The organism is Rhodospirillaceae bacterium, assembly GCA_016722635.1.
In the GTDB taxonomy this organism is placed as follows: Bacteria; Pseudomonadota; Alphaproteobacteria; order JAEUKQ01; family JAEUKQ01; genus JAEUKQ01.
This window is the reverse complement of record JADKIX010000010.1, coordinates 58,185-70,798: the sequence shown is the minus strand read 5'-3', so window position 1 is coordinate 70,798 and position 12,614 is coordinate 58,185. Positions and strand designations below refer to the sequence as shown.

Here is a 12,614-nt window from a genome sequence, read left to right as displayed (position 1 = left end):
ATTATCATCCCAATAACTGCCTGATAGTCTCTTTATTTGCTTGCCATTCAATTTTAAAATCCCTTTTAAAAACATAAATAGGACAATAAAGCCTTATTTATCCGCCAAACCGAAACGTAACTGCCCCACTCACCCTTTAATATGGGCAGCTTGAGGTTGCTGGTGAAGCAAAGGCACTCATACAAGCAAAAACACCAAAAAAGTAAGGGGGCTAAGCTTAGCAGCGCAGGTCTTAAAATATACGCCGCTTTCTCCTTTTAGCCCATTTCTGGAGCCGATGATTGTTGTTGGGGGGCTTCCGTTGCCTGAGCTTGTTGTTGCTCTTGCCGTTGATACATATCTTGTAAAGCTTGTGATTGGCCTGATTGTTCTTGCTTCTCCGCTTTACCTTCCTCCGCTTTTACGGATTGTGGTTGCTGGGCTGGCGATAGCTGCTGGGTATTTTCTTTGGGGGAAGCGGCATCCGTTTTTTGTTGAGTTACCTGCTGATCCGGCTGACTAGATTGGTCTTTTACAGCTGCCTGATCCTTATTCCCAACGCGGGCAGATTGCTGATCCTGTTGATTTTCAGGCCCTGTTTTTTGTTCCGCTGCTGACTGGGTTGATGCCGTTCGTTCCGACTGGTTTGGTTGCTGGCGGTCATAGATTTTTTGCAAGGCTTCTGACCGGCCCGCTGGTTGCGTGGCTTGATTTTGGCTTACAGCAGCTTGATTTGTTTTAGCCTCGCTGGATGGCTGTAACGCTACCTGTTGATCGGGTTTACTTGGTTCACCTGTTGGGGAATTTTTTGCCTCTGATGGTTGATGGGTTGCTTTTTCTCCAGCAATCTGCCCTTTGCCTGATTCTTGTTGCTTTGATTGATTAACAGTTTCAGGCTTGCTAACCTGAGGCTGGGTAGCTTTACCCTGCCCTTCCGCAGTATTTTGTTGAGAGGAAGCAGATGTTTTCGCCTCACCCCCACCTGATGCTGCAACCATTTTATCTTGCTGGCTTTTCTGGGCCGCTGATTGATCAATGGTAGGTTTATGTTGGGCCGGTTGTTTTGGTTGTTCAGCGGATTCAGGCTTGCCTGCCGCGGGTTTCTGGGTTTCTGTTTTTTTTATTTCCGCTTGTTGGGGAACATTTTTTCCTTGGGCAGGCCTTTGTTGCTGGGAATCGGGTGATTTTTCCTGCCCCTTATTGACTGATGCTTCCGGGGTTTTATGAGCTGAAACTGCCTTATCCTGGCCTTTTTGTTGATCATTCTCCCCAGCAATTTTGTCTGCCGCAACTTTAGCTTCAGGAGACTGTTTTTGCTGGTCTAAATGTTCCCGGGCAATATCCGGCTGCAATGCCAAAATACCGTCTTTTTGAAAGAGTGGCCTTTCGACCTAACTTCTGCTCTCTTCTTTGAGAGCCAATTAGATAGGCTTCCTTTCTTTCAGGCCTGTAGGCGGTAACTCCTAACATGTTTCCATTTTTATCTTTGCCCGAGTTAATAATCACCATCGTGTTTAATACAGGGATTGAAAAAAAATCTCGATTATCTGCACCTGCAAAAGATTTTGTTCCGGGGTGAAATAAAGTTTTAACTATGTGGCCTTTCATATCCTGAGAATTATTGATAAGAATTGGTTTTCCCAAAGTGGGATCTTTAAATTGATCTATATGCTTCATGTTATGTTGCACAAGAGGAGGTAAAACATCGTGCAATCTATAAAGATTATTTGTCATTTAGTGAGTTCTCAAAAAGCTATTCTCTTAATAAATGCATACACTGATCACTTATGGTTTCTAAACTAACTATTATTTTTTTGACTTCTTCTTTACTCATATTATGAATTTCTCGATCAATATTTTTGTATTCTTGGATAACAGCTAGAAAAATCGCAAAAATATGAGCAAACTCATCCTTCCAATTCATCTTAATGGTTACAGTGTTTTTATCGGCTGTTACTAATTCCATGTCTCCCTCCCTTTTTAATATAAAATCCACCCGACAGCCTCGGTCATTAACCGGCTTATCCTCAATGATTATAAAATCCAACCTAAATATTTAGAACAGCAGGCTATTTACAGGTGGCAGCCATGATATATTTGGTTATCTCATAGCCATCGGCATTTAAAAACTTATCGCTTTCCGTTAATTGCAGAACCTGAACCGGTTTGTTTTTACAAATACTATAAGATAAATAGGTTTTGGCGACCGCTTCGGCATTTGATTTTGCCAAGTCTGTTGCTTGATAACCTTTGCTAAAATTCGGCCAAACTTTAACAATCTGGAACTCATCCTGCTTTTTATAAAGGATATTATAGCTTTCCCCTTTAAAACGGAACCTTTCCGCCTTTTGATTGTCGGCATCGGTAAAGGTATCAACCACATTTGCCGTGGATGAAACCAAGCCAAGAGTTGACCCAACCGTATTCAAGGCTTCACAGCCAGATAGGCTTAATAAAGCACCGAAAGACATATTTTTTCATTAGAAATTCCTCCCCTAAATATTTTAATTCATTCAAAAAACAGGTTGCTTCCTCAGTGTCCGTTGAAAAACTTGCCTAAGTAGTACCCTGGTGAACTTGTTTATTCACTTCATTGATATAATCGCAGTAAAAAAACCTTGTCAAATAAGTTTATATTTGTTTAGCATGATTTTGTTAAGGCGTTTTATTATCTAAGGTCAAAAATTTGGGATGCGGGCAATGGACATAAACAACCCGTTCTAGTATTCACCGCCATATCCCTTATAAAAAAATTTAGCCAATTGGGGTAACCCTTATTCGTTCAGGGAGGAATGTTATGCGGTTCCGGGATGATCCAATTCTTTATATTCGCGAAAAATTGCGTGAATACCGTCAAAAATCTGTCCGAATGGCTATTGCAGAAAAATGGCAAAATGATATCGATCCACGGATTCACTGGGTCAAGGACACGGATAAGGAAAATGAGGGCTTATCAACAAACCCTCAAGAATGGGCCGCCCAAAAACTATATTTATCCAATATTGGCCATTTTGCAGCCGAACGTATGCATAATTGGCGCAATTGGGTAATGTTGCCGATAATATTGTTTTTATTGTTAATAGAGGTTTCGAGTATCCATTGGGGGGTTAGGCTAGATGCTGATCCAGAACCATTTTTAATGGGGTTCTGGTGGTCGGTGGGTTTGTTATTTATTTTATCCACCATTTTTATGGGCAGCTTTGGCTGGCGAAGGTTTTGCTGCCGCCTGGTGTTACCAGAGGAAGTTGATGCCGTTGAAAAATTAATTGAAAGAACTGTTTTAAGAGCCTGCCCTGAGGAAACGCCGCCTGACCTAAAAGACCGCTTCCGGGTTCTGGCTGTTGACCGTGATGGCGATGCGACTGCCGGCCAAATATTGGCCGCTGATCTTGAATTTTCAAGTGTTGATGAACAAATCAGCGAACTCAGCAACCTGACCATATCGGCTGGATTATCCATGTGGTTTGTGGTGGGTGTTATGTCGCAAACCGTCAGTATTATCATGGCTTTGCTGCTGTTCGGGTGGATTTTTGCTATATTTGCTTTAACCAAAATCCGCCTGATTATAGCCACCATCATCTTACTGGCAAGTTATGTGCCTGCCATGTTTGGTCTTGTTTCTCTTACCTATCAACCTTGGTTGGTAACGGCCTGGTCATTGTCTTAATACTGATTCAAGAAACAAGGCTGCCCTCCCCCTTGCGTCAACGGGCGCAAATGTTGGAAGACGCCGTTAAAGACGCTGGAACAGAGCAATTAATCGAAGCGGCTGGCCGGGATTATTTTAAAAGTTTAGAAGCCGCCAGGACACAGCAAATTGAAGAAGCCATCCGGGATAAAACCCCTTTAATTAAACTTGGCCAAACAACTGGGTTGTTGTCGCAACGGCGTGACCCCCTGGCGCCAAGTGAAGCCGGATTACCTTTTGCCTTATCTTTACACGACCTATCAACACATCTGGGCGTATTGGGGGCAACTGGCACGGGTAAAACCAGCGGCGTTATTCGCCCCTTGGTCAGGCAGTGGCTGGAACATGAGCAGGTGGGATTGCTGGTATTGGACGGGAAGGGCAGCTTACCGCTAGAGCTGTCGCACCGGCAAGGGTACCAACTAATTAGCCCGGAACATTTACCTTTTAATCCTATCGAACAACTAAACCCAGATGCTGTCGCTGAAACAATTAACGCCTTATATGAAAAAGATAGCGGGGAACGATACTGGATTGATGCGGGCGTTCAAATGATCCGTCATGCGGCCATCATTCTTGAAGCTTCCCAGAAAGATTATACTTTACCCAATATCCAACAATTAATAGTTGATCCAGATTTCAGGGCTGAAGCCTTAAAACAAGCAATTACGGATCATTCCCCCCAACGGCAATTGTCATCAGCCAGCTATTTTATTATTGAATTGGCTGCCATGGCTGAAAAGACCCGGGAAAGCATTATTAATATGGTTCGGTTGTGGTTATCTAACCTAACGTGCCATGAAAAATTAGGGGTGGATTAGGAACCCCAAGGGTGCCAGGGTAGAAGAATGCCTAACCGGCGCCAAAATCGGATTATTATTGCCTGAAGCCCTTTACGGCCGGGGCGGCCAGTTGATCAGCATGTTTGCCTTACGCCGTCTTTATGATGCAATCAAAAAACGCGGCGATCAATGGCAGAAACAAGTGGGGCAAAAACGTGTCCTGCTGGTTGCTGATGAAGTGCAAAATTTGGTTAGTGAGAATGATTTATCGATGCTGCCAATTGCCCGAAGCTTAGGGTTATCTGTTTGCTATGCCACCCAAAATATAGATGGTTTATATAAAAGGCTTAACGAAGAAGGGGCGTTGCAACTTTTAGGTAATTTTAATAACCTGATATCGTTGCCTGCCAAAACCAAGGACAGTAACGATTATTTATCCGAACGGGTGGGCGAAATATGGAAAGCGGCCATTGACCGTTTTAAAGGCATTGCCGATGCAGCCGCGGACATCGGGCGCTATATGCATAGTGGCACCGACAAACATACGCGAGCCACACGCTATGGTCGCGCCCTAAAAGCAAATGCGCCAAGGTTATCCTGGGCAGTTGGGTTATGGCGGGCGATTAATACCGTCAATCAAGACCGAAGCAGGTTAAAAAATTTGGTCATGCGGGATGAAGGGTTAGATAACTTCTACTACTCTGCCCCCGAATTGAGTTTTAAGGCCCATCGTTTAATCGCCCCTGATGAGATTAATACCTTACTGGCCGAGCCAAATATGGCCGTTGCTGTGATCCAACGGGGACGGGTTGTGCGCCGTGATCTCATTAAACTGCAGCCGGAGTATTAGCCATGCAATTAAGGCCACAATACAATAACTTGCTTGCCTCCAAACCTGTTTCTACCAAAGCCAAAAAATGGCATAAAAAAGATGCGTTTTTCTGGGGCGGGATTGCCTCGTTTTTGATAGTGGTTGCTGTTTATGCAGGATATATTATCCCCCAGCAACGGATTGACCAGGTTGAAAGAGCTATATTAAGATTAAAAACCATAGCAGAGCAATATCATCAACAAACCCTTTCCATCCTGAATAAGGCAGGGTTTATATCGAAGCGTTTAAGGATGCCAAGATTGAAGAAATCCCTTCTTTAGCCCAGACATACCAGATGCAACGCTTAAGATCTAGGCGCGATACTCCCCAAAACAGTGGTAGGCCGACTGATTTATTCCCCGGCACTTCTGGAAAAGATCAACCTCTTAAGGTCGCTGACATCGCTGCTTTGTTAGCTAAGGTTCTGGTCCAGCGCCCAATTCTAAAACCCTCGATTATAGCCAAACAAGCTTTATTAGATGCAGTCAAAGAAGTTGAGAGAAGCCAAGCGATGGTAGAGGAAGCGCAAACTTTCTTCGATCAACTTAAAAATCAATGGAAATTTATTTTTCCAAAAAAGGAAGAACCTCTATCGCCATCGCCTGCCAGCCAACCCTTATCCACCACCCCTCGTGTGAACCCAACAACATCCCCTAGCCAAACAACACCCGCTATCGTGGTAACGCCTGAGCAGCAACGACGGGAGGCAGAGACCTTGCGGCTGGAAGCTGAACGGCGCGCTGCTGAAGAAAAACGATTACAAGAACAAAGGCGGCGTGAGGAAGAACAAAGGCGGGCGAATGAAGCCTTATGTCGAAGTGGTCTGAGTAGTAACTGCCCTGGTAAGTGACAATTAGGTCGTTAAAAAGATCAATGTTTTCTCTTAACTATTAATGGCATTAATGCCATCAAAACCAGCCCCACAAAAATAAAGACCAGAACAGTGGCCATGCCCGCGCGTTGGCTGTTAAAGGCCAATGTGGCAAAGCTTAACACAGCTGGCCCCAAAAATGCGGTTGCTTTACCCGCCAAGGAATAAAGGCCAAAAAACTCACTGATCATTTCCGGCGGGGATAACCGCACCAACATGGTTCGGCTGGCGGATTGGATTGGCCCAAAGAACAACCCAATCATCATCCCCAGTATATAAAACCACATTTTATCGGTGATGATAACCAAGCAAAACCCCAGGATTAAAACCGCCAACAGCGAAACAATAATGGTGAGGCGTGAGCCGAAGATATCATCGATCCAAGCAAAGCCGAAAGCACCAATACCCGCCGTGATATTTAGTAAAATACCAAAAATAAGGACTTCTGCCATATCCATGCCAAACTGACCAGCCGCATAAATGCCCCGAAAGCAAACAAAGTATTCAAGCCATCAATATAAATCATTTTAGCCAGTAGGAACCAGGCTATTTCCTTATATTGCGGCAGTTTTCTAATCAATAACCAAACATTTTTGAATCCTATCTTTGCAACCTGCCATAGCGATTCCGCAGGTCTTTTGCGTTCTTCTTTGACAAAAAGAAATATAGGCCCTGAAAATAATAAAACCCATAAGGCACATACCAGATTGGTGGCCCGCACATGTTCAAAGCTAACTTTATCCAATCCCCCCAAGGGGTTTTCCGGTTGGATAAATAAAAGCAGGCAGATCACCAAACTGCATAAGCCGCCCGCATAGCCAAGCGCCCAGCCCCAACCGGATAATCGGCCAATATGGGAGGGTGCAACTAGGGAAGGTAATAGGGAATTATAAAAAACCGTGGCAATTTCAAAACCGATGGTGGCAATGCCCGCCAACAGCAGCGCGATCATCACATATTGCTGCCCGGGTAAGGCAACCCATAAACCCGCGGTGGCAACAATGTTAACCACTGTAAAAAAGAACAGCAGGGATTTGCGGCGTTGCTGATAATCCGCAATTGCCCCCAAAAACGGGCTAAGAATGGCTATAATGATGCCCACCACACTGGTCATCTGGCCCCATAAAGCCATCCCCTGTTCTTTATCGGGGGCGATCACACCTGCAAAATACGTGCTAAAAATAAAGGTGGAAATAATTGCCGGGAAGGCAGAATTTGCCCAATCATAAAAACACCAACTGATTTTTGAACGTTTTGTTGCAGCCAAAACCATCCGCCTTTACAGGAATATGAAAATATAACTCGGCATGGCCAGCAAGCCAAAAAATCAATTAAACAATGATTTGAATTGCTGGCTGATAATCACCAATTTTGCCAAGTCAATCGCCGAAGATTTACGCAAATCATCAAGCAAGCTTTGGGTATCATCCCAAGCGCTTTGGTGCTTTTGCTCCAATCTTCAATCAAAGGTTCTACATCCTTACTGTTTGGATGAGGCGAATCCTTTAAGATGGACATTGTAATGGCATTTTGTTGCGCGTCCAGCTCCTCTAACAAGGCGGTTAGCGCCATACGCTCCCAATGGGTTGGCTTATTCACTTTCATGGCAGCATCCGCAGCCAATCAAATTGCAATTTATCCCCGGCACGGAAATAAACAGCTGCCGCATGCATCACATCGGCCTTTAAAGCCTGGGCTATCCTAACAATATCCAGCCCTGCTTCCAAATATTCCAAGGCATATATAGCATTGGCCAAGCTTTCTGGTACCCCTTGGTCAATGGCTTGTTTGGAGTTACTGAACCAATTTTGTCGGTCTAGATCACTTAAAAGATCTTCCAAATTTTGAGATATCAGCGTTAACCCAGGCGAATAGGTTTGGTAATGGTCGGCAATATTTAAGGAAGGCTGGCCTTGTTGCAAAAACCATAAGGTCGCAGCTTCCGCCATCCGGTTAATGATGATAAACATCCGCAGCTGGATATCCGCGCTGACTTTGTTGTCCAGGTCTTCGATGCCAGACCATAATTGGCGCAGATTGAATGTTGCCCGGGTAATGGCATAAGCCCGGGTAATATCAGGTGCGGTTTTGCCCGTTCTTTCTTTCATAACATACAGGAAAGATGGCCCCACCCTATTGACCAAACTATTGGTGACGGCAGTTGCGATAATTTCCCGCCGCAAGCGATGACTTGAAATTCCTTGGCGGTATTGTTGCTGAAGCGGCTTGGGAAAATATAGATAGAGGTCATCCACCAATTGTTGGTCATCCGGCAAACTTGAGGGCAGCAGTTCTTCATATAATGTCATTTTGGCATAAGCCAGTAGAATAGCGAGTTCGGGACGCGTTAAACCCAGTTGAGCGCTTTGGCGTTGCCGCAGCATTTCATCATCAGGCAAAAATTCAATGGCGCGATCTAATTTCCCTTGTTTTTCCAAGGAACGCATGAAACGTGCCTGCTGGTCTAGCGACATCCATCCCAAATACTGCGATATACTTAAAGCCTGGCTTTGCAGATAGTTATCGCGGAGTACCAGTTGCCCCACTTCATCCGTCATCTTCGCCAGGAGAATATTGCGTTGATCAAGCTTCAGGGAACCTTGGGCCATAATCCCATTTAACAGGATCTTAATATTCACTTCATGATCGGAACAATCAACACCCGCGGAGTTATCCAAGGCATCCGTATTGATACGCCCACCCTTTAAGGCAAATTCCACCCGTCCTAATTGGGTTAGGCCAAGGTTGGCCCCTTCCCCGACCACTTGGCAACGCAACGCAGCGCCATCAACCCGCAACACATCATTGGCCCGGTCACCAACTTCAATATGGCTTTCAGCGCTTGCTTTAACATAGGTGCCAATCCCTCCAAAAATAGTAAATCCACCTGGCTGAGCAATAATAGGCGGATGAGTTCATTGGGTGTTGCCAATTCTTTCTTCAATCCGAAACATTGCCGGATTTCAGGCGACAATTTGATGGACTTAGCTTTCCGGTCAAAAACACCACCGCCCGGGGAAATGAATTGCGGGTTATAATCCGTCCAAGCAGATCTGGGCAAATCAAACAAACGCTTACGCTCCTGCCAAGAAGTGGCGGGATCAGGATTAGGGTCAATAAAAATATGTAAATGGTTAAACGCCCCCAAAAGCCGCGTATGTTTTGATAATAACAGGCCGTTACCAAAAACGTCACCCGACATATCACCAACACCCACACAGGTGAAATCTTCAGACTGGATATCCTTACCCATTTCACGAAAATGGCGCTTGACTGTTTCCCAAACACCGCGGGCCGTAATAGCCATCTTCTTATGGTCATAACCAGCAGAGCCGCCAGATGCGAAAGCGTCATCCAGCCAAAAACCATATTGCTGGGAAACTTTATTGGCGATATCGGAAAAAGTTGCCGTACCTTTATCAGCGGCAACCACCAAATAAGGGTCATCATCATCCCGACGCACCACATCAATTGGCGCCACCACCTTATCTTTAACCAAATTATCCGTAATATCCAAAAGACCGCTAATGAAGATTTTATAGCATTCAATGCCTTCTTGTTGGAAGGCGTCACGGCCACCCGTTACGGGTGGGTTTTTAACAACAAACCCCCCTTTGGAACCAACGGGTACAATCACTGAATTTTTGACCATCTGCGCTTTCAGAAGTCCTAGAATTTCGGTGCGGAAGTCTTCGCGGCGGTCAGACCAGCGGATCCCCCCCCGCGCGACCTTACCGCCACGCAAATGGATGCCCTCAACCCGCGGGCTATAGACAAATATTTCTACCATCGGGCAGGGAAGCGGCAATTCTTCAACTAAGCGTGAATTCAGTTTAAAAGAAATATAGCTTTTAATGTGTTGATCTGCAGTTTTTTGAAAAAAATTCGTCCGCAACGTTGATAAAATGGCATTTAAATACCGGCGGATAATACGGTCTTGATCAAGGTTGGTGACTGTTTCCAACAATTTTTCAATTTCTTGTTTCAAACCGTTGACAAGCTGAGCATCACAGGTTTGATCAGGGGTGAACATCGATTCGAACAACACCACCAATTTGCCGGTCAAGGAAGGATTGGCGACCAAGGTTTCTTCCATATATTGCTGGCTGAACGGAATGGCCGCTTGCCGCAAATACTTACAATAAGCCCTCAATACAGTGACTTGACGCCAATTTAACCACGCCCGCAGAACTAACGCATTAAACCCATCATTTTCAATTTCCTTGTTCCAAATACTTAAATAACAATCTTGGAAATTGGACTGGATTTTATCAATTTCCACTTGGTCATGATAGGCCGTGACCATGCTGAAATCATGAATCCACAATTTGCTGCCAGCGCCATGCGGTTCAACCACATAAGACATTTCACTGATCACGCGCAGGCCCATATTCTCCAAAACCGGCAAGGCATCCGAAAGGCTAACTTGCTGGGAGGGGCTATAAATTTTCAAATGGATTTGGTTGGCATCCGTACCCGCCGGGCGATAAAGATGAAGCGTCAAGACGCGCGCCGACAAACTTCGTTCAATCAACGTAATATCAGAAGCAGCCGTTTGTGGATCAAAATGTTCGCGGTAACTGGCCGGAAATGCTTCAACAAAACGCCGCATCATCCGCGGCGCTTTTTCGCCACCGAACTTTTCAACTAATATATCCCGAAGCCTGGCTTTCCAGGACCTTCCCGTCTCTATCAGGCGGCGCTCCACCTCCTCCACATCGATCGTGATTTGATCCGCGGGATTGCTCCTAATGATTAGATACAGGCGGGATTGGGGATCATCACTCACATAGCTATTGGTGCTTAGCAATTGGCCATTGAAGGCCTTCACCAGCATCTCTTCAATCTGCTGGCGCAGTTCACTGTCATACCGATCCCTCGGCAAACAGACAATGGCATAAAAAAGGCGTTTAAAGGCATCACGCCTGACAAAAAGGGCAATCCGCTGTTTTTCCTGCAGCCGTAAAATATCAAGGGCGGTTTCATAAATATGCTTTTCATCCGCTTGGAATATCTCATCGCGCGGATATGTTTCCAAAATATGGCGGAACGATTTGGCGTTATGGCCGGGAACAGGGAAAGCAGCGCGTTCAATGATTTTTGCCAGCTTCTTTCTTACAATCGGCACATCTTTCAAACTGCTATGGTACGCTTGGGCGGTTAATAACCCCACCAACAGGTAACAACCTTCCACTTTCCCTTGGGCTGATAATTTACCGATAACCACCACATCCATCAACGCATGGCGATGGACAGTTGAAAAGAAGCCCGCCTTGACCAATAATAAAGTTTTTTCAGCAGATAGCTCAGAAATTTCTGGGGGCAATTGATCATGAAAGCCCTGATCCGCATATAGTTTGAAAGCAGGATTCTTAAACATCCCCCATTCTTTGATACGCTTAGCAGCGGGCATTGAGGACGTGATAGCAGCGCCAAAATTATATTCCGCCATCCCCAAATAAGTAAAATGGTCATCATCCAACCATTGCAGGAATTGCTGATATTCTCCACCATCTTTGGCTGGCATGTTGCCAAGCATTTTTTGGATGGCCTGGTTTTGCGCCCGCATCGCAGCCCAATCCCCAACCGCCAGTCGTACATCCTTCAAAACGTCGGTGATGGATTGCTGGATTTCAGCCATACGCTCAGGCGATGTTTGTTCACTGATGCGAATTTGCATAAAAGATTCCGGCAGACTTTCACCCGGACTTTTACTCGGGCCTTCGCCCATTTTTTGGCGCTGGCCTGCTTGGCGTTTTACCAGCAATACCGGATGGATAATCAAATACACTGCCAAATCCTGCCGCTGCAGCGCCCGCACCACCGAATCGACCAGAAATGACATATCATCATTGACAATTTCAATAATGGAATACGGGCTTCGCCAACCATGTTCTTGCTGTTTTGGGTTATATAGGCGCAGCTTGGCAATTCCTGGTTCACGCAAGGCGCCCCAATTCCATAAGGACAAGGCAGCACCGCACAAATTTTCAGGGGTTTCAATCAGTAAGTCTTCGGGGGACACATTGCTATAAAAACGCTTAATAAACTCCTGCACTTCCAATTGGGGCGTTTTTAGCAGGGTTTTTGACAGTTGGATCACTTGATCCAACAAATCTTGTTTTGATTTTTCAGCCTGATGTACCATGGAATTGCCCACACCTTCGAATAGAAAATGAAGAAAATAATGATCTAACCGTCAATATTTGCGCTTGATAAAGATTGCGGTGTGACCGCTTTCTCCTAATTCAACCGGGATTATCGGCTTTCTTTAAAAAAACGCAATTGTTTTCATAAAAGATACCGCAAAAAAATATTGTGATTAACCACGAGCCTTTTGCTAACCGTACCCAATAAAAAAGCGTACCCCTCTGTAGGATACGCTTTTTATTAATATCGCTAATTCTAAACGATTAATCTTAA

At 45.0% G+C, this 12,614-nt stretch carries 14 protein-coding genes; 5 read left to right on the top strand and 9 right to left on the bottom strand.

Translation table 11 applies throughout. From position 1 onward, the window contains the following. Positions 1–257: 257 nt before the first annotated feature. The 4 genes from IPP67_04495 to IPP67_04480 form a co-directional block, all read right to left on the bottom strand. A complete protein-coding gene (locus IPP67_04495) occupies positions 258–1,337 on the bottom strand; it encodes a hypothetical protein (protein ID MBL0338431.1) in 1,080 nt (359 codons plus the stop codon). Beyond that, complete coding sequence (locus IPP67_04490) at positions 1,279–1,713, bottom strand: hypothetical protein (GenBank protein MBL0338430.1); 435 nt, start codon at positions 1,711–1,713, stop codon at positions 1,279–1,281. Before IPP67_04490 ends, IPP67_04495 begins: the two co-directional genes overlap by 59 nt. A gap of 19 nt (positions 1,714–1,732) precedes the next feature. Then, on the bottom strand, positions 1,733–1,945 hold the full coding sequence (locus IPP67_04485; GenBank protein ID MBL0338429.1) for a hypothetical protein: 213 nt from the start codon (positions 1,943–1,945) through the stop codon (positions 1,733–1,735). Positions 1,946–2,048: 103 nt separating this feature from the next. Further along, on the bottom strand, positions 2,049–2,450 hold the full coding sequence (locus IPP67_04480; protein MBL0338428.1) for a hypothetical protein: 402 nt from the start codon (positions 2,448–2,450) through the stop codon (positions 2,049–2,051). Between the two features lie 326 nt (positions 2,451–2,776). Between IPP67_04480 and IPP67_04475 the strand changes: the two genes are divergently transcribed. The 5 genes from IPP67_04475 to IPP67_04455 are packed head-to-tail and all read left to right on the top strand — an operon-like array spanning position 2,777 to position 6,170. After that, complete coding sequence (locus IPP67_04475; protein MBL0338427.1) at positions 2,777–3,646, top strand: hypothetical protein; 870 nt, start codon at positions 2,777–2,779, stop codon at positions 3,644–3,646. 32 nt (positions 3,647–3,678) lie between these two features. Continuing rightward, positions 3,679–4,488, top strand: coding sequence for a DUF87 domain-containing protein (locus tag IPP67_04470; protein MBL0338426.1), 810 nt, complete (start codon positions 3,679–3,681; stop codon positions 4,486–4,488). Positions 4,489–4,546: 58 nt separating this feature from the next. After that, positions 4,547–5,299, top strand: a complete 753-nt coding sequence (locus IPP67_04465; GenBank protein MBL0338425.1) for a TraM recognition domain-containing protein — start codon at positions 4,547–4,549, stop codon at positions 5,297–5,299. A 2-nt stretch (positions 5,300–5,301) separates the two neighbouring features. Beyond that, positions 5,302–5,601: a hypothetical protein gene (locus IPP67_04460; GenBank protein MBL0338424.1), complete on the top strand. Its 300-nt coding sequence runs from the start codon at positions 5,302–5,304 to the stop codon at positions 5,599–5,601. A 14-nt stretch (positions 5,602–5,615) separates the two neighbouring features. Continuing rightward, positions 5,616–6,170, top strand: a complete 555-nt coding sequence (locus IPP67_04455; GenBank protein MBL0338423.1) for a hypothetical protein — start codon at positions 5,616–5,618, stop codon at positions 6,168–6,170. A gap of 20 nt (positions 6,171–6,190) precedes the next feature. On the opposite strand, the gene IPP67_04450 is transcribed toward IPP67_04455, so the two are convergent. From IPP67_04450 to IPP67_04430, 5 genes are all read right to left on the bottom strand, one after another. Further along, positions 6,191–6,643 carry an MFS transporter gene (locus IPP67_04450; GenBank protein MBL0338422.1) on the bottom strand — a complete coding sequence of 151 codons (453 nt, stop codon included), beginning with the start codon at positions 6,641–6,643 and terminating at the stop codon, positions 6,191–6,193. After that, positions 6,610–7,458: an MFS transporter gene (locus tag IPP67_04445; protein ID MBL0338421.1), complete on the bottom strand. Its 849-nt coding sequence runs from the start codon at positions 7,456–7,458 to the stop codon at positions 6,610–6,612. The genes IPP67_04450 and IPP67_04445 overlap by 34 nt, the downstream gene beginning before the upstream one ends. Before the next feature lie 95 nt (positions 7,459–7,553). Beyond that, complete coding sequence (locus tag IPP67_04440; GenBank protein MBL0338420.1) at positions 7,554–7,796, bottom strand: hypothetical protein; 243 nt, start codon at positions 7,794–7,796, stop codon at positions 7,554–7,556. Then, positions 7,793–8,992 carry an NAD-glutamate dehydrogenase gene (locus tag IPP67_04435; protein MBL0338419.1) on the bottom strand — a complete coding sequence of 400 codons (1,200 nt, stop codon included), beginning with the start codon at positions 8,990–8,992 and terminating at the stop codon, positions 7,793–7,795. The genes IPP67_04440 and IPP67_04435 overlap by 4 nt, the downstream gene beginning before the upstream one ends. Beyond that, positions 8,926–12,339 carry an NAD-glutamate dehydrogenase gene (locus tag IPP67_04430; protein MBL0338418.1) on the bottom strand — a complete coding sequence of 1,138 codons (3,414 nt, stop codon included), beginning with the start codon at positions 12,337–12,339 and terminating at the stop codon, positions 8,926–8,928. The genes IPP67_04435 and IPP67_04430 overlap by 67 nt, the downstream gene beginning before the upstream one ends. Positions 12,340–12,614 lie beyond the last annotated feature (275 nt).